At 44.4% G+C, this 17,269-nt stretch carries 15 protein-coding genes; 7 read left to right on the top strand and 8 right to left on the bottom strand.

Features of this window, described 5'->3' with window-relative positions; all coding sequences use genetic code 11:
• Positions 1-34 precede the first annotated feature (34 nt).
• The 5 genes from F8C76_RS09200 to F8C76_RS09180 all read left to right on the top strand — a co-directional run bounded on the left by F8C76_RS09200 (position 35) and on the right by F8C76_RS09180 (position 5,202).
• Positions 35-1,060, top strand: a complete 1,026-nt coding sequence (locus tag F8C76_RS09200; RefSeq protein WP_152131387.1) for a M28 family metallopeptidase — start codon at positions 35-37, stop codon at positions 1,058-1,060.
• 87 nt (positions 1,061-1,147) lie between these two features.
• Positions 1,148-1,825: an SDR family NAD(P)-dependent oxidoreductase gene (locus F8C76_RS09195; RefSeq protein ID WP_152131386.1), complete on the top strand. Its 678-nt coding sequence runs from the start codon at positions 1,148-1,150 to the stop codon at positions 1,823-1,825.
• A 70-nt stretch (positions 1,826-1,895) separates the two neighbouring features.
• A complete protein-coding gene (locus F8C76_RS09190) occupies positions 1,896-2,495 on the top strand; it encodes a SprT-like domain-containing protein (RefSeq protein WP_152131385.1) in 600 nt (199 codons plus the stop codon).
• A gap of 169 nt (positions 2,496-2,664) precedes the next feature.
• Positions 2,665-3,744, top strand: coding sequence for a mannose-1-phosphate guanylyltransferase (locus F8C76_RS09185; protein WP_152131384.1), 1,080 nt, complete (start codon positions 2,665-2,667; stop codon positions 3,742-3,744).
• A 3-nt stretch (positions 3,745-3,747) separates the two neighbouring features.
• Entirely contained in the window at positions 3,748-5,202 is a 1,455-nt protein-coding gene (locus tag F8C76_RS09180) for a DUF389 domain-containing protein (RefSeq protein WP_152131383.1), read from the top strand.
• Positions 5,203-5,205: 3 nt separating this feature from the next.
• Here the strand turns inward: F8C76_RS09180 and F8C76_RS09175 are convergent, their stop codons facing one another.
• The 3 genes from F8C76_RS09175 to F8C76_RS09165 all read right to left on the bottom strand — a co-directional run bounded on the left by F8C76_RS09175 (position 5,206) and on the right by F8C76_RS09165 (position 8,666).
• A complete protein-coding gene (locus tag F8C76_RS09175; RefSeq protein ID WP_152131382.1) occupies positions 5,206-7,035 on the bottom strand; it encodes a metallophosphoesterase in 1,830 nt (609 codons plus the stop codon).
• 126 nt (positions 7,036-7,161) lie between these two features.
• Positions 7,162-7,929 carry an ABC transporter ATP-binding protein gene (locus F8C76_RS09170; protein ID WP_152131381.1) on the bottom strand — a complete coding sequence of 256 codons (768 nt, stop codon included), beginning with the start codon at positions 7,927-7,929 and terminating at the stop codon, positions 7,162-7,164.
• A complete protein-coding gene (locus F8C76_RS09165) occupies positions 7,929-8,666 on the bottom strand; it encodes an MlaE family ABC transporter permease (RefSeq protein WP_116218634.1) in 738 nt (245 codons plus the stop codon). The genes F8C76_RS09170 and F8C76_RS09165 overlap by 1 nt, the downstream gene beginning before the upstream one ends.
• A gap of 115 nt (positions 8,667-8,781) precedes the next feature.
• Between F8C76_RS09165 and pafA the strand changes: the two genes are divergently transcribed.
• On the top strand, positions 8,782-10,464 hold the full coding sequence (gene pafA, locus F8C76_RS09160; RefSeq protein ID WP_152131380.1) for an alkaline phosphatase PafA: 1,683 nt from the start codon (positions 8,782-8,784) through the stop codon (positions 10,462-10,464).
• Here the strand turns inward: pafA and F8C76_RS09155 are convergent.
• From F8C76_RS09155 to gcvP, 4 genes are all read right to left on the bottom strand, one after another.
• On the bottom strand, positions 10,456-11,301 hold the full coding sequence (locus F8C76_RS09155; protein WP_152131379.1) for a glycosyltransferase family 2 protein: 846 nt from the start codon (positions 11,299-11,301) through the stop codon (positions 10,456-10,458). The genes pafA and F8C76_RS09155 overlap by 9 nt on opposite strands.
• Before the next feature lie 193 nt (positions 11,302-11,494).
• Positions 11,495-12,013 carry a class I SAM-dependent methyltransferase gene (locus F8C76_RS09150; RefSeq protein ID WP_152131378.1) on the bottom strand — a complete coding sequence of 173 codons (519 nt, stop codon included), beginning with the start codon at positions 12,011-12,013 and terminating at the stop codon, positions 11,495-11,497.
• Positions 12,014-13,072, bottom strand: coding sequence for a 3-oxoacyl-ACP synthase III family protein (locus F8C76_RS09145; RefSeq protein WP_152131377.1), 1,059 nt, complete (start codon positions 13,070-13,072; stop codon positions 12,014-12,016).
• A gap of 165 nt (positions 13,073-13,237) precedes the next feature.
• Positions 13,238-16,090 carry an aminomethyl-transferring glycine dehydrogenase gene (gene gcvP / locus F8C76_RS09140; RefSeq protein ID WP_152131376.1) on the bottom strand — a complete coding sequence of 951 codons (2,853 nt, stop codon included), beginning with the start codon at positions 16,088-16,090 and terminating at the stop codon, positions 13,238-13,240.
• A 125-nt stretch (positions 16,091-16,215) separates the two neighbouring features.
• On the opposite strand from gcvP, the gene F8C76_RS09135 reads away from it, so the two are divergent.
• Complete coding sequence (locus F8C76_RS09135; protein ID WP_152131375.1) at positions 16,216-17,040, top strand: UbiA prenyltransferase family protein; 825 nt, start codon at positions 16,216-16,218, stop codon at positions 17,038-17,040.
• Here F8C76_RS09135 and F8C76_RS09130 read toward each other — a convergent pair.
• Positions 17,037-17,267 (bottom strand): hypothetical protein, encoded by a 231-nt coding sequence (locus F8C76_RS09130; RefSeq protein ID WP_129653278.1) that lies wholly within the window; start codon positions 17,265-17,267, stop codon positions 17,037-17,039. The two genes, F8C76_RS09135 and F8C76_RS09130, sit on opposite strands and share 4 nt — an antisense overlap.
• Positions 17,268-17,269 lie beyond the last annotated feature (2 nt).

Here is a 17,269-nt window from a genome sequence, read left to right as displayed (position 1 = left end):
TTTTTATCTTTAGAAAATTCAAAAAACGAAAACAATGAAGTCCATTTTATACACTTTTGTTTCCCTATTGGTGCTCAGCTGTGGTTCTACCCAGATACAGGAAACCACCACCTTGGCATCTCCTGCTTCACGGGCAAGTACGGCAGCATCCGCAGAATCATTGACTGCTTTGCCAAAAAAAGGTTCAGAGACATTCTCCAATGCAGACAGGATTGGGTCCATTATGAACTTTCTGGCCTCGGATGAGTTACAGGGAAGGGATTCTGGAAGCGAAGGGATAGAGATGGCCGCAAAGTATATCGAAGATTATTTTGGTTCGTATGGAGTGGCTTCCTATTTTGAATCGTATCGCGATACCTTGGCCAATTTTGAGGCTCCAGCCTATAATATTGTTGGAGTTGTTGAAGGCAATGACCCTACATTGAAGAACGAATATATTGTCATCGGTGCCCATTATGATCACATAGGGACCGTTGCACCTGAAAATGGGGACGGGATTGCCAACGGGGCCAATGACAATGCCTCAGGAACAGCTTCGGTGATAGAATTGGCCCGATACTTTGGTACCAAGAAAAGTAACAAGCGAAGCCTGATTTTTGCCCTCTTCAGTGCAGAGGAAAAAGGACTGTTGGGGTCTGAACATCTGGCCAAAAAATTGAAGGAACAGAATCTGAACCTGTATGCCATGCTCAATTTTGAAATGACCGGGGTGCCTTTGGTAGGGAAGGACTATTTCATGTATATCACGGGTTATGACAACTCCAATCTTGCCGAGGTGTGCAACACCTATGCCAAGGAAAAGCTGATTGGATTTTTACCAACGGCCAAAGAGTACAATCTCTTTCAACGGTCCGATAACTATCCGTTCCACAAAGAGTTTGGAGTGCCTTCTCACACGTTTTGCACCTTTGATTTCACCAACTTTGACCATTATCACAAAGTAGGGGATGAGGTAGATATCATGGATTTTGAACATATGGCAAACTTGGTGAACAAATCCATTCCTGTTTTGGAGGGAATTGCCAACGCACCTACCCAAGAAATACAAGTAGCAGAATAGAATGTCATTTCGAATCCCCTTTTAGGGGTGAGAAATCTATATTTTTTTGGATTCCCGTTTTTGAGGGAATGATAAATCATGAAATTTATGGCAAACATCATCATTACAGGAACAAGCAGGGGAATTGGTTTTGAATTGGTCAAACTGTTTGCCCAAGAAGGGCATCGGGTATTGGCATTGTCCAGAAACGCCCAACCCATTACTGATTTAAAACTTCCCAATGTCCATGCCTTTTCTTTTGATTTGGGAAACCCATTGGATTTTGATAAAGTGGATGAATTCCTAAAACAGTGGGGGTCCGTGGACGTCCTAATCAACAATGCCGGGCGTCTGTTGAATAAACCTTTTTTGGACATCACTCCAGAGGAATTTGAGGCCGTTTACAAAGTAAACGTGTTCGGCGTGGCCGAGATGACCAAAAAGGTGCTTCCCAACATGGGCAAGACAGGCCATGTGGTCACTATCAGTTCCATGGGTGGGGTACAGGGCAGTGTAAAGTTTCCCGGACTATCGGCCTATAGCTCCAGCAAGGGGGCGGTCATTACCCTGACCGAACTTTGGGCCGAGGAGTTTAAGGAAACGGGACCTAGCTTTAACGTGCTGGCCTTGGGTGCCGTGCAGACTGAGATGCTGGAAGAGGCCTTTCCGGGCTATCAAGCCCCCGTAACTGCATTGGAAATGGCTTTGTATATTAAGGAGTTTGCTTTGACCGGGCACAAAATGTACAACGGGAAGTTGTTGCAGGTAAGTAATAGCACACCTTAATGGGAAGGATTCTTTTAGAATTGTCTTTTGAGATACCTGAGGTCTCTGGCAAACCTGTAAATTTGTCTCAGTGGAAACCACCCTCCAAAAATACTTGCCGGAACGAGCCGTGACTCCTTGTTTTGAGTTGATCAAGACCCATGGTGTGCATTTGAAAATTGTAAGCCATAGGGTTACCCGACATGGGGATTATCGAAGAATGCCCAATGGGCTCCACCAGATTACCGTGAATGCCTCGCTCAATAAATACCGGTTTCTGATCACACTCGTCCATGAGATAGCGCATTTGGTTGCCTTTGAAACCTACGGTCGCCGAATAAAACCCCATGGCGAGGAATGGAAACGTACTTTTCAGCATTTAATGGTCCCTTTTATCAGACCTGAGGTGTTTCCATCTCAGTTGTTGCCCATTATTGCCCATCACTTTAAAAACCCAAAGGCCAGTAGTAGTACAGATGCGCGTTTGTCCATTGCCCTTAAGGCTTTTGATGTAGAGGAACGAAAGCATAGCTATGTGTATGAGTTGCCCATGGGTAGCGTATTTAGGTTGTACAATGGTAGATTGTATAAAAAGGGAAAGAAAAAAGTAAAGCGGTACGAGTGCGTGGAATTAGCCACGGGCAGATTATATTTGTTTCAACCCAATGCTGAGGTGGAGTTGGTAGAATAATTGTCACCTTGAGCGGAGTTGAGAGGTAAACAATAACTCCAAATTGAGTTTTTTTATATAAAAGAAAATAACGTCATTTCGAAATGAGCAAAGCGATTGAGAAATCTCGATTTGATTGTTTCTTGGATTTCTCACATACGTTCGAAATGACAACACGAAATAAATTAAAATGAACCAGAATTATTACGCAATATTAATGGCTGGAGGTGTGGGATCACGGTTTTGGCCCGTGAGTACTACGGACCATCCCAAACAATTCCATGATATGCTGGGTTCTGGAAAGACCTTGATCCAGAAAACCTTTGATCGCTTGAACCGGTTTATACCTACCAAAAATATTCTGATTTTGACGAACGAGCGATACAACGACTTGGTTTTGGAGCAGTTGCCAAAAGTAAAACCCGATCAAGTAGTTCTGGAGCCCGCTATGCGTAATACAGCTCCCTGTATTTTATATGCTTCCCTGAAAATTCAAAAAATGAACCCCAATGCCGTGATGATCGTGGCGCCGAGTGACCATTGGATTGAGGGTGAAGAGGCTTTTGAACAAGACGTCATCAACTGCTTTCAAAAGTGTGAAAAGGAGCAAGTGCTCTGCACTTTGGGAATTCAACCTACATTTCCAAACACTGGTTTTGGGTATATCGAATTTGAAAAGGGCAGTGACCAAAAAGTGAAAAAAGTGTCCCAATTCAGGGAAAAACCCGATTATGAAACGGCCAAGGAATTTTTGGCCCAAGGCAATTTCCTGTGGAATGCAGGTATTTTTATGTGGAGCGTGCAAACCATTGTGGATGCCTTTAAAGAATATCAGCCCACCCAGTACAAGCTGTTCGCAGATGGAGTTTCTGTTTACAACACGGATGGGGAACGGAATTTTATACAAGAAAATTACGCCAAGGCGGAAAACATATCCATAGATTATGCTATCTTGGAACAATCCAAATCCATTTATACTTTACCGGCCACTTTTGATTGGAACGACCTAGGTACCTGGGGTGCGCTCTATGATAAATTGGATAAGGATGATGCTGACAATGCCGTGATCAATGCCAAGACCCTTTTGGACAATGCCAAAGGAAATATGATTCGCTCTCCCAAGGGAAAGATTGTTGTGGTTGATGGATTGGAGGATTATATCATTGTGGATAAGGAAGAAGTGCTGTTGATTTATCCCAAGGAAAAACAACAGGATATCAAAAAAGTACTGGAACAAGTCAAGAAAAAGTTTGGAGATCAGTTTGCATAATTTATGGATGAAAATCAATTTGCAGGGGCTACACCCCCACAACATGATAGTGGGGAGGATGTAAAAAAAGATTTTAAAGGATTGTTGGGAAGTGTCAGAAAGTTCCTGTCCGAACTTTTGGAGATTCGGACCAATACGGATGCTGCGGCCACCAAGGAATCCATTACCGCGGATATCCCTTTTAAAGGGCATACCTCATGGATTTTGATCTGTTCCATTTTTATAGCCTCCATCGGGTTGAACGCCAACTCTACGGCAGTGGTTATCGGAGCCATGTTGATTTCTCCCTTGATGGGTCCCATCTTGGGGATGGGCATGTCCTTGGCCATCAATGATATTGATACCCTGCGAAGATCGTTGAAAAATTTTACCGTAATGGTGGTGTTGAGTGTGATTACGGCTTTCCTGTTTTTCTATCTCTTCCCGCTTCGGGACGAGTCTTCTGAGTTGTTGGCCCGCACCAAACCGGATATTCGCGATGTGCTCATTGCTTTCTTTGGGGGATTGGCATTGGTCATTGCACGGGCCAAAAAAGGTACCATAGCCAGTGTGATATTTGGAGTGGCCATTGCAACTGCACTTATGCCGCCTCTATGTACCGTAGGTTTTGGTCTGGCCATTGGTAAACCTTGGTACGCCGCAGGGGCCATGTATCTTTTTATCATCAATACCATATTTATTGGGTTGGCCACTTTTTTGGTCATCAAATTTTTACGGTTTCCCATGGTGCGCTACGCCAATTCGCAAAGGCGAAGGTTTATCGCCAGGGTGGCTTCCATCACAGGTATTTTGGTGATGATTCCGGCGGGATTTACCTTTTATCAAGTGTTTCAGGAATCCCTTTTTACCAAACAGGCACAGGAATTTTTGAGGGAAACCATCGAGGTATATCAATTTAATGGAGCGGGAAGGTATGTGGACAATTTGACGAAATTGGAATATAATGATGGGGAAGCGCCATTGATAGAGTTGGTCTGTATGGGCGATGAGCTTATTCCAGAAAATGTGGTGAACACCTGGAGAACCCAAAAAAGTCAATATTCCAGACTAAAGGATGCCGAGTTGCACATCATTCAAGGAGGTAAGGACGATTCCCAGGAAAAGTTCAATTATGTAAGTGAACTTTATGAGAAGAACAAGGCCGAATTGTTGAACAAGGATGAGCAAATCCGATTACTGGAGGAAGAAGTATCCAATCTGACCCGGAATGTTGGAAAGCAGATTCCCTTTAGGGAAATCAGTGCCGAGGCCAAAGCCAACTACGAAAACATAACAGGGCTGGGGTTCTCATATCAGTTACGGACAGATTTCAACAAATTGGACACCATCCCCGTTTTTGAAGTGCAATGGAAAAAGGCTGTGGCAAACTCCCAAAAGGAGGCGGACACCAAGAAAATATTGACTTGGTTGAAGCTGAGGCTTCAAGACTCGACCTTGGTCATCAAAGAAGTAGACTAAAGACTACTCTTTGAACAGCATTCCTGATCCTGGAACATCATTTTTCCCATTCCATGCCGGAAACCAGAAATGTGTGGTGGCTCCTTCGTCATCCGAATCAAAATCATAGTAACCCACACCCAAACGCAAGGAGGACCATGTGCTTCCATACATTTTGTTTAGATACGCTATAGGTATGGCTACTTCCATTTGAGCGCCTGTTTCAGTCTTTTTTACGACTGACGTTACATCCTCAGGAAGTAAATCTTCACGGTAAATCGGGTCATTTTCCTTAAAAGTCCTTAATAGGGCAAACCAGTCCCTTCCTCTCCCGGAACCTGCGTTAAAGGCGCTAGCCTGAATGGGTCTTGCATCCAAACCGATCAAAATGGCATCTTGGGCCGAATGGGAGGCTTCTTCATCAATATAAAGGTCGTTGTCCTGGAGGTCTACCGCTACATAGAAATAATCATCGTCGTAAGCTGTGGCAAATTTCATTTCAAAGTCGGATGGGCCATCAAAGTCAAAAGGAGCGCCATCCATTTGTTTCACTGAGCTCCAATCAGCTTTGGGCCATTCCTTTAAATTACCATCAAGCTTCACTTTTTTGGCTTTCCCAACAGAGTATTTGTAAAAGGGTAGATAATTTAAAGTGGATGAAAATTCCACATTGGGCTTTCCTTCGAATAAGTAGGTGATATCGACCTCAATTTGCATGGCGGATAGGTCTTCCAACGCTTTTTGGTCAACATTTTGAATGTTCAAATCCAAAACGGTAACATCATTGGGTTCCACTATGATGTCGGTCTGTTCAAGTTGATATAGTAGATCATCATTGGAAACACCTTTAAGCCGTACCCGCATACGAGTATCGGAATTGTTGGTGGCCCGAACCTTACCTGCCACGTTTTTGGCATGTTGGTCATCAACATAAACCGGTTCTATTTTAACGGGGAAGGGTTGGTTCCTGACGAGGTCCACCAATTCTTCGGTAACCACATCTTCGTCCCAAATGCCATCCAAGAACAGATTGGCGAGGATAGGGCCCTCTTCGGTCATGGTGACCCAAACCACATGGTCAAATTCGCCATACGCCTTGCCCCTCAATGCGCTGCCTCCACCTGTTGTGGCCAAGGCGATATATTTCCCATTGTTTCTTTGTGTTTTCCAATATCGGTGATAGTGCCCGGCAAACACATTATGGGGTCTGCCCTGTAGCAATTCCTCGACATCTTTCCATCTCTTGGTATCTTCTTGGACCCACAGTGGTTGGTGTAAAAAAGCAAGGGTCCATTTTACATCCTTATTTTCTTCCAGTACTTTTTTAATGTATTCGTATTGTTCATCATCAATGGTGCCTTTACCGGCTCCACGAATATTATCTTCTGAATTTAGACAGAGAAATAGAACATCTTTGTACACAAAATGATAATAGGACACCCCGAACATTTCTTTCCATTTCTTTTCCATGACCTCGTTGGTGATGTCATGGTTGCCCGGCACATAAAAGAAAGGAGCTTCCAATTGGGAAATAAAGCCATTGAACTCCTTCCATTCTTGGTTTAACCGTACCGTATCGCGCGTATAGCCCTCTATAAGGTCACCAACGCTCATCACGAACTCAGGTTGTAGAAGGTTGAGCTTTTTTACGCCAGTGGGGAAAACACCAGGTCTGTGACCGCCGGTGCGGTCCGTAACGATGGCAAACTGAAATTGTTCCGGCGAAGCGTTCCAATCAATATGGTTCCAAGGTTTCTGCTGGGTAGGAATATCAATATAAATGGTGGGTTTGTCCTGGGCTACAGAAATTGAAACGGATAATAGGACTAGAAGAATGAATGTAAAACGAGGCATGGTTGGTTTTTTTTTTTTTTTGAAAGTTGGCAATTTTCAGTCAATAAAAGCCACCTGCACAAATTAAGGTTAGGTTAAGATATTGGGAGTCAGATATCCGATATCGGTAGTCTGACATCTGAAGAACTAATTACGTTCTTCCAGGTACATTTGTCGCACTTTTTTAAAGAGTTCCGAGGAGTAGACAAAATCGGTGACCGCCTTGTTGTCTGTTTTGAAGATTTCCTTATTGGTGCCTTCCCATTCTTTGTAACCGTCTTTTAAAAAGAGGATTTTTTCCCCAATTTCCATCACCGAGTTCATGTCGTGGGTATTTATGATGGTGGTGATATTGTATTCTTGGGTAATTTCTTGGATCAAATTGTCGATTAGGATGGCCGTTTTAGGGTCCAATCCTGAGTTGGGCTCATCACAGAACAGGTATTTGGGGTTCATGACGATGGCCCTGGCAATGGCCACTCTTTTTTGCATCCCCCCGGAAATTTCTGATGGATATCTTGTGTGGGCATCAATGAGATTTACCCGTTTCAATACAAAATCCACACGTTCCTGCATCTCGGCTTTGGACTGTTTGGTGAACATTTCCAAAGGAAACATGACATTGCCTTCCACGGTCATGGAATCGAATAGAGCGCTTCCTTGGAATACCATGCCCATTTCCTGTCTAAGATCGCGCTTTTCATTCATGGTAAGGTCAGAATAGACACGACCGTTATAACAGATTTTCCCCTCTTCAGGTTCAAAAAGGCCTAAAAGACATTTTAGGAAAACCGTTTTTCCCGAACCACTTTGCCCAATGATGAGATTGGTCTTGCCTTGTTCAAAACGGGTGGATATCCCTTTCAAAACATGGTTGTCGCCAAACGATTTGTGTATGTTGTCTACTTCTATCATCAGCCCAGGAGCAATTGTGTTAGCACATAATTCAGGATAATAATGACCACACTGGTCCACACGAACGAGGTGGTACTGGCCTTACCCACTTCCAAGGCACCGCCCTTCATATAAAAACCATGGTATGATGGTAATGTGGCAATGACAAAGGAGAACACAATGGTCTTTATAAAGGCATAGGTGACGTGGAACGAATCAAAATCCAGTTGCAAGCCTTTTATGAACTCACCGCTGGGGGCATACCCACCGAAAACCGCGGCAACCCATCCGCCCAAGATACCCACAAACATGGAAATGGCCACGGCAAAGGGGTACATGAGCATGGCAATGATCTTGGGAAAAACCAAATAGTTCAGGGAGTTGACCCCCATGACATCCAATGCATCTATTTGCTCCGTGACCCGCATGGTTCCAATGCTCGAAGTAATGTAGGAGCCCACTTTACCAGCCATAATAATGGAGGTGAAGGTTGGGGCAAACTCCAAGATCACAGATTGCCGGGTAGCAAACCCAATAAGGCTTTTGGGCAAAAAGGGACTGTTCAGGTTCAAAGCAGTTTGTATGGTGACCACCCCACCAATAAAAAAGGAAATAAAAATGATGATGCCCATGGAGCCATAGATGAGTTCATCGATTTCCTTTAGGATCAGGGTCCTCATGATGGGCCACTTGGTAGGCTTTTTAAATACTTCACGTATCATGATGAAGTATTTCCCGATCGCTTCAAGGTAGTTCATGTGCTAAAAATAGACTTGCGGCCATAAAAATAAGAATATTGTCACGCTTTTAACCTTGAATTAAATTTTTAAAAAATATAAATGAATAGTTTTGTATCCGTTTGAAATAAAATCCATGAAAAAAACCAGTCTTGTTATCGTATTGCTAATGCTATGCATTGGTGGTGTATCCTTCGGTCAACGTAAAAAGAAAAACAAAGATGAAGTCGTGGCTGTGATACCACCAGCCCCCATTGCCCAATCACCAAAACTGGTAGTGGGAATTGTGGTGGACCAAATGCGATACGACTATCTTACCCGTTTTTGGGACCAATATGGTGAAGGAGGTTTTAAAAGATTGGTAAACGAAGGATTTAATTGCAAAAACCATCATTTTAATTATGCGCCTACCAGTACGGGCCCGGGCCATGCTTCCGTATATACGGGGACCACTCCGGCTACCCATGGCATTATTGGAAATGCTTGGTACGATAAAACAACGGGCGAGGAAGTCTACTGTGCGGGGGACAACAGTTACCAATCGGTGGGTACCACTTCAGATGCGGGTCAAATGTCACCCCACAGAATGCTTACCACTACGGTGACCGACCAATTGCGATTGCACACCCAACAGAGGGGCAAGGTGATTGCCGTGGCCTTGAAGGATAGGGGAGCGGTGCTTCCTGGAGGTCATATGGCTAATGCGGCCTATTGGTTTGAAGGTGGGGAGCAAGGAAACTGGATCACTAGTTCGTACTACATGGATGCCCTACCACAATGGGTAAACGATTTTAATGCCTCGGATGTAGTTGAATCGTACAAAAAACCATGGGAAACCTTAAAACCCATTGAAACCTATGTGCAGAGTGGAACGGATGACAACGTTTACGAGGGAAAGATTGATGGAGAGGTCAACACCGCGTTTCCCCATGACCTTCCAAAACTTTGGGAAGCCAATGGTAAGTTCGGTTTGTTAAGAGTAACCCCCTATGGCAATAGCATTACAGCAGATTTTGCATTGGCAGCTTTGGAAGGTGAAAATCTGGGTGCGGATGCCATTACGGATTTCTTGGCCATCAGTTTTTCCAGTACGGATTATGTTGGACATTTTTTTGGGGTGAATTCCAAGGAAATCCAAGATACCTACCTAAGATTGGATCGTGATTTGGCCCGTTTGTTCGCTACTTTGGATGAAAAGGTGGGAGCAGGTGAGTATACCGTTTTCTTGACCGCAGATCATGCGGCCATAAATGTACCTGCCTATTTGGAAGATCAAAAAATTCCTGCGGGGTATTTGGATATGGGAGGTATGCGCGAACAGCTCATGGAATTTTTAAAATATAGGTTTGGAACCACGGATGTGATAAAGAACATCTCCAATTATCAGATATTCTTGGATCATAAGGTGTTGAACAATCTGGATATAGACTTGGACGATGCGGAAGAGATCATCGCCCAAGAAGTGTTGGGGTATGATGGTATTTTCAGAGTATATACGGGCCACCAGATGTGGGAGGGCGATTATACCCATGGCATTCCGTACATTCTACAGAACGGCTACAACCAAAAACGTTCGGGAGATGTGCTCATGGTGCCCAGACCTGGTTTTGCTTCCTACGGAAGAACGGGTTCTACTCATGGATCGCCCCATATTTACGATACCCACGCCCCTTTATTGCTCTATGGAAAGGGCATTAAACAGGGCAGTACCGTAAACCGTACCGAAATACCGGATATTGCCCCCACCATTGCATCCCTTTTGGGCATTGCGTTCCCCAACGGGACTACGGGCAAGCCGATAGGGGAGGTTTTAAAGTAATTTTTTTCTGACCAGGTTCCAGCGGTACTTTCGGATAAAGACACCTTCTTCCTGGGAAACATAACGCTTTTGCCGTTGGAAGAATGCCTTTAGATAACCTAGTTTGGTTTGAAGATACAGTTTGGGACTTTTGGCCTGCCAAGCCATTTTTAGAGCAGCAATCTTGGTGAGCACAAGACCATAACGCATTCTGTATAGGGCTTCGCCCTTGGCCTGATAATTTTTGATGCTGTACCCATGCCCTGTAGGCCGGAGGTGTTTTACCTTCAGTTGGGGTAGGGTTTGGGTATCAAAACCATGGTATTTGGCCAAAAGGGTGTCCACAGTGTCCCAACCCACACCGGGGCGGAGACCTCCCATTTTATCAAAACAAGCCTTGTGGTACAGTTTTATGGGACCACGGATATGGGATTTGTCCGCAATGTTCTCATAGACCCATCCATTCCCTTTTTTAATGTAGAGCAACCCAGAACACATACCTAGTTTCCAGTTGGACTGGAATGCATTCAAAACGGATTCAAAATAGGTAGGGGGCAGGATGATGTCGGCATCGAACTTGCCTATTAAATTATAGTTCGAAGCATGCTGGAGTCCAAAATTGAACGTATCCACCACTTTTTTTCCAGGGATGTGCTCGTCCACCGATTGTCGCTGTACTACTTTGATCCAAGGGTTCTTTTTTGCATAATCCGAAGCAATGGCGTAGGTATTGTCCGATGAATTGTCATCCACCACAATGACCTCGTCGGGAACATGGGTCTGTGCCACAAAAGAATCCAAACAGTCCTTTAGATAAGCTGCTTCGTTGTGTGCGGGGATGATAATGCTGATCTGCATTTGCTAAAATTCCAAAAAACAAACCATAATTCCCAATATAGTTTTGTGGTTTCTGTCATTCTGAAGGAACGTAGTGACTGAAGAATCTCCTTAGGAATGGATATTGAAACTCCATACAGATATTTCTCGACTGCGCTCGAAATGACAATACCGAATTCAACATTGATAATTGTCTATTGTAAATTGATGAGAATCACCGTTCGGCATAGACGATGTAGTACCGTGGCGTGAAAAGGCGTAAAAGGGGGCGTATCCCAACTTTTTTGGTGGGGTTGGTCCATTTGGCGGAATCTTTTATGGTCCATCCGGCTTTTTCCAACAACCAATCAAATTGCCAATCCTCAAATTCGTGGTAATGGCGGTCCCAAGGATCTGTCTTGCTCCTGTAGGCCGATGCAAACCAGAGTCGCATGGGAATGCTGGCCACCAATTTTTGGGCCTTGACTTCCTTTAGTACATTGAACGGGGCCACCAAATGCTCAAATATCTCAAAGGCAGTGACCACTTCAGCACTGGATTGGGAAACCACGCCAAAATTCACGTCCAAATCCTCTCCTTGGGTGTTTTCTACTTGGAATCCTTGGGATTTCATGATTTCCGAAAATGGATTTTCCACGCCCAGATCCAAAATGGATTCGGAGGGATTCACATGTTTTTGCAAAAACGCCAAGGTATGTTTGTAGCGTTTGTTGGGAAAGTTGTTCTCGTACATTCAGTATCTATAAGCAATGGCATTGATGTTCATTCCGGCACCAACGCTTGCAAAGATAACAACATCTCCCTTTTTTAATCGATGTTGCGGAAGTTCACCTTTCAATACCATGTCGTACAGCGTAGGAACCGTGGCCACAGAGCTGTTTCCTAGTTTTTGGATGCTCATGGGCATAATGTTTTCAGGGACCTCTTTACCATAAAGCCTATAGAAACGCTTTACAATGGCTTCATCCATCTTCTCATTGGCTTGATGGATGAATATCTTTTTCAACTCATCAATCCCAATACCGCTTTGGTCCAGACAATCTTTCATGGCCTGGGGAACATGGGTACAGGCAAACTCATAGATTTTTCGCCCCTGCATTTTAATATATCGGGTATCCGTACAACCTTGGGCCGAGTTGGTCTTATCAAAATAGAGATAATAGGCTTCCTCATTGGCATAGGTGGCCGATACATGGGAAAGTATCTCTCCGGAATCGGGATTGGCTTCAATAATGGTGGCGCCCGCACCATCGGAAAAAATCATACTGTCCCTATCATGATGATCTACAACACGGGAAAGGGTTTCCCCTCCAATGACCAGACATTTTTTGGCCATTCCACTTTTGATAAAAGCGTGTGCCTGTATGGTCCCCTCAATCCAACCTGGGCAGCCAAAGATGACGTCATAGGCAACGCAGCGGGGATTTTTAATTTGTAACAGATGTTTTACCCGAGTGGCCAAACTGGGCAAGGTATCGCCTTGGATTTTTCCATAGGTCATGTCCCCAAAATTGTGCGCAAAAATGATATAATCCAAAGTTTCTTTGTCCACTTTGGCATCTACAAGCGCTTTTTCTGCGGCAATGAACCCTAAATCCGAAGTCTTTAAATCGGGGTCTGCATAACGCCGTTCCTGGATACCGGTAATGGCCTTGAACTTTTCTATGGTGACCGCATTGTCCTGATGAAAGGAAGACCCATCCGCTTCCAGAAATTCATGCTCCAAAAAATCTTCGTTTTTGGTGACCAAGGAAGGGATATGGCTTCCAGTGCCGGTGATACCTATTTTCATGTTGAGGTTTTAATGCGTATAAGGTACTGCTACCTATCCACTTTTACTATGCATGCATAATAAGGAATATGATGTCCAAGATACGGTTTTAAAGACAGGGTGTAAAGAAAAGCCCTGATTCTCAAATTGAAACAGGGCATTTTATCAATGTATGCAGCATTTTAACTATGCTTCTGCATAGGCCTCAATGGGCGCACAGGTGCACATTAAATTACGATCCCCAAAAGCTTCGTCCGTTCTTCGGATGCTGGGCCAAAACTTGTTTTCGGCCACGTAGGGCAATGGGAATGCAGCTTGTTGTCTACTATACGGAAACTCCCAAACGTCATGGGTGATCATTCCCAAGGTATGTGGGGCATTCTTCAAAACGTTGTTGGGATTGTCCGCACTGGCTTCATCAATTTCTTTTCTGATGGATAGCATGGCATCGCAAAAACGATCCAATTCGGCCAAACTTTCACTTTCTGTGGGCTCGATCATAAGTGTCCCCGCCACTGGAAATGAAACTGTGGGGGCGTGGAACCCGTAATCAATCAACCTTTTGGCAATATCGGTAACCTCAATGCCATTGGCTTTAAACGGTCTACAATCAATGATCATTTCATGTGCGGCCCTGCCACGTTCCCCGGTATAGAGAACATCAAACTTGCCTTTGAGGCGGTCTTTGATGTAATTGGCGTTGAGGATGGCGGCTTTGGTGGCATTGGTAAGACCTCCTGTTCCCAACATTTTGATATATCCGTATGAAATCAGGCACACCAAGGCACTTCCCCAAGGCGCTGCGGAAATTGCTGATATAGGGGTGTCACCACCGGTTTCAATCACAGGGTTTGTTGGCAAAAACGGCTTTAATTGTTCCGCCACACAAATAGGACCTACTCCAGGGCCCCCACCTCCATGAGGGATGGCAAAGGTTTTGTGGAGATTCAGGTGACATACATCGGCGCCAATGGTAGCCGGATTGGTGAGTCCAACCTGTGCATTCATATTGGCACCATCCATATACACTTGTCCGCCGTTTTCGTGGATCAATCTTGTAATTTGTTTTATGGACGATTCAAAAACGCCGTGAGTAGATGGATAAGTGACCATCAAAGCGGCCAAGTTTTCGGAATGTAACTGTACTTTTTCTTCCAAATCGGCCACATCAATGTTCCCTTTTTCATCGGTTTTGGTCACTACGACCTTCATGCCCGCCATAACGGCCGAAGCCGGGTTGGTTCCATGCGCCGATGCAGGGATAAGACATATATTTCGGTGCCCCTCACCTCGCGATTCATGATAGGCCCTTATCACCATAAGCCCGGCATATTCTCCTTGTGCTCCCGAATTGGGCTGCAAAGAGGTAGCGGCAAAGCCGGTAATCGTGTTCAATTGGGATTCCAATGCTTTGAGCATTTCCTGATACCCTTGCGCCTGTTTTAGGGGTACAAAAGGATGGATGTTTCCCCAGTGTGCCCAGCTTAAAGGCAGCATTTCGGAGGCAGCGTTCAGTTTCATGGTACAACTTCCCAAAGAGATCATGGAGTGGTTCAGTGCCAAATCCTTTCGTTCCAATTTTTTGATATAACGCATCAACTCCGTTTCGGAATGGTAGGCATTGAACACCTCATGTTCCAAGAATGGTGTTTTACGCTGTAGTGCATTTGGAATGATCCCTTCTGAAGCAAGGGGGACTGCATCGTGTGTTTTTATACCGTGGGCCTCCGCAAAGCAAAGAGCAATGGTCTTAACGTCCTCTTCGGAAACGGCCTCGTTGAGGGATATGGAAACCGTTTCGGCATCAATATAATTAAGATTGATACCATGACCTTCCGTGATTTCCCGCAACGCGATGCTATTTTTTACTTTGACCCTAATGGTGTCAAAGTAGCAGGAATTCAGTTGTTCAAAACCAAAGGATTCCAATGTTTTGGCCAATTGTGACGCTTGTCCATGCACTTTGCCGGCAATATATTTTAATCCGTTGGGACCGTGATAAACGGCATACATTCCTGCCATTACGGCCAAAAGTACTTGGGCCGTACAGATGTTGGATGTGGCCTTATCCCTTTTAATATGCTGTTCCCTGGTTTGGAGGGCCATACGCAGGGCACGGTTTCCATCGGTATCCTTGGTGATTCCAATGATTCTACCAGGTATATTTCTTTTGTATTCTTCCTTGGTGGCAAAAAATGCGGCATGGGGTCCGCCATACCCCAGTGGAATACCAAAGCGTTGGGTGGTTCCAACAACCACATCAACACCCCATTCACCGGGAGGGGTAAGTAGCACCAAGCTTAAAATATCGGCGGCAACAGCCACTTTAATCTCATTGGCCTTGGCCTTTTGTACAAACCCTGCATAGTCGTTCACTTGGCCAAATTTACCGGGATATTGGAGGATGGTTCCATAAAAATCCTCGGAGAAACCAAAGTTTTCATGATTGCCAACCACCAGTTCTATACCCAACGGAATGGCCCTGGTCTCGAGCAAGCTCAAGGTTTGGGGAAGGATTTCTTCCGAAACAAAGAATTTTACGACTCCATTTTTTTTCTGTTCCCTTGACCGAAGCTCAAACAGCATGGTCATGGCTTCCGCGGCCGCGGTACTTTCATCCAAAAGGGAAGCATTGGCCAATTCCATTCCAGTGAGGTCACTGACCATGGTCTGGAAATTCAGTAGGGCTTCCAGCCTTCCCTGTGCTATCTCCGCTTGATAGGGAGTGTATGCCGTATACCATCCTGCGTTCTCCAAGATGTTTCTTTTGATTACGGATGGGGTAAGGGATTCATGATACCCCAATCCGATATAACTTTTGAAAATCTGGTTTTTTTCCGATAATTTTTGGATATGGGCCAAAAATTCATGTTCACTTATCCCTTTGGGAAGGTTTAAGGGTTCCTTCAATCTGATATCATCGGGAATGGTTTCATAAATCAATTGCTCCATATTGTCGACCCCAATGGTCCCAAACATTTTGGAGAGGTCATTTTCAGCAATGCCAATGTGTCTGGCGGCAAATGTTTCTGTGTTCATGTTCAATCCAATAAAGTGCACAAAATTAGGGATTAATTCAATGAAAATAAGCAATTTTGGTAGTCTCCAAACCAAAGTTGTTAACCACCAATTAACCTTGGGCAGGGGTGTTCCTGTTTTGTGTGATGAGAAGCCTAAAATTAATTTTTGATTTCTATTTGGATGCCAGTGTGCATGTAGCCCTTGCCGTGGTTTCACTTATGGGGGTCACCTTTGACCTGTTGGAGGCTCCTTGGGATTTTTCCTTGATGGGCTTTACCTTTTTTGGGGTGATTGTATGCTACAATTTTATCAAGTATGGGGTGGAGGCCTATAAGTACCTGATTGTTTCCAATGTGTACCATAAATACATACAGGTTTTCAGCTTTCTGTCTTTTGGCTTTGCGGTTTATTTCTTCCTTCAATTAGATCGTGACATATGGGTGGCCATTGGGCTCTTGGGGCTGGTGTCCACATTGTATGCGGTACCCTTGTTGCCCGAGGCCAAAAACCTTAGAAACTTGGGAGGTTTTAAAATTTATATTGTGGCCCTGGTTTGGGTTGGGTTTACGGTGCTCCTACCTATTATGGATGCCCAAGTTCCTTTGGATTGGGATGTGTGGATATGGTTCCTGCAACGTTTTATTTTGGTGGTGGTGCTCATATTACCCTTTGAAATAAGGGACCTTCAATGGGATGATGAAAACCTCAGGACCCTGCCTCAGGTTTTGGGTGTTAAAAGTACACAGCAGTTGGGAATGGTTCTGGTGGTCCTTTTCTTTGTGTTGACGTTCTTCAAGGATGTTATCCATCCCTATGAAATAGTCATGCGATTGATCTTGGGTGTTGTATTGGTTGTTGTGTTATGGTCCCACAGGAAGATGCAAGGACGCTATTTTGCTTCGTTTTGGGTAGAAGGACTGCCCATTTTGTGGTTGTTGCTTTTTTGGGTATTGAACGGGCTTTTTTAAAGCCTTTTTTCCAAGTCTTTTTTCATGCTCTCCTTGTCTTCTTTGGAAAGGACATTCAATCCCGCTCTATCGCACAAAGAAGTAAGGGTGCCGTTTCGCTTGGAGTAATGTTCACAAGTCTTGCAATACAGTATGTGCAAGCGAAGCTTTAGGATTTCCCAAAAGCTGGCCTCCTTGTACTGTGATTTGGTGCAGATATGTGATGCCTCTTCACATGAAATCTTCATAG

Origin of the sequence: Flagellimonas olearia, from assembly GCF_009184425.1 — a bacterium.
Classification (GTDB): domain Bacteria; phylum Bacteroidota; class Bacteroidia; order Flavobacteriales; family Flavobacteriaceae; genus Flagellimonas; species Flagellimonas olearia.
Note: the sequence above shows the minus strand (reverse complement) of the source record. Positions and strands in the feature narration are given on the sequence as shown.

Coding starts and splice junctions, on each gene's coding strand:
- F8C76_RS09150 (WP_152131378.1), bottom strand. CDS start 12,013: ATGTACGAGAACAACTTTCCCAACAAACGCTACAAACATACCTTGGCG.
- F8C76_RS09165 (WP_116218634.1), bottom strand. CDS start 8,666: ATGAACTACCTTGAAGCGATCGGGAAATACTTCATCATGATACGTGAA.
- F8C76_RS09135 (WP_152131375.1), top strand. CDS start 16,216: ATGAGAAGCCTAAAATTAATTTTTGATTTCTATTTGGATGCCAGTGTG.
- F8C76_RS09195 (WP_152131386.1), top strand. CDS start 1,148: ATGGCAAACATCATCATTACAGGAACAAGCAGGGGAATTGGTTTTGAA.
- F8C76_RS09170 (WP_152131381.1), bottom strand. CDS start 7,929: ATGATAGAAGTAGACAACATACACAAATCGTTTGGCGACAACCATGTT.
- F8C76_RS09180 (WP_152131383.1), top strand. CDS start 3,748: ATGGATGAAAATCAATTTGCAGGGGCTACACCCCCACAACATGATAGT.
- F8C76_RS09155 (WP_152131379.1), bottom strand. CDS start 11,301: ATGCAGATCAGCATTATCATCCCCGCACACAACGAAGCAGCTTATCTA.
- F8C76_RS09145 (WP_152131377.1), bottom strand. CDS start 13,072: ATGAAAATAGGTATCACCGGCACTGGAAGCCATATCCCTTCCTTGGTC.
- F8C76_RS09185 (WP_152131384.1), top strand. CDS start 2,665: ATGAACCAGAATTATTACGCAATATTAATGGCTGGAGGTGTGGGATCA.
- F8C76_RS09200 (WP_152131387.1), top strand. CDS start 35: ATGAAGTCCATTTTATACACTTTTGTTTCCCTATTGGTGCTCAGCTGT.
- pafA (WP_152131380.1), top strand. CDS start 8,782: ATGAAAAAAACCAGTCTTGTTATCGTATTGCTAATGCTATGCATTGGT.
- gcvP (WP_152131376.1), bottom strand. CDS start 16,090: ATGAACACAGAAACATTTGCCGCCAGACACATTGGCATTGCTGAAAAT.
- F8C76_RS09130 (WP_129653278.1), bottom strand. CDS start 17,267: ATGAAGATTTCATGTGAAGAGGCATCACATATCTGCACCAAATCACAG.
- F8C76_RS09175 (WP_152131382.1), bottom strand. CDS start 7,035: ATGCCTCGTTTTACATTCATTCTTCTAGTCCTATTATCCGTTTCAATT.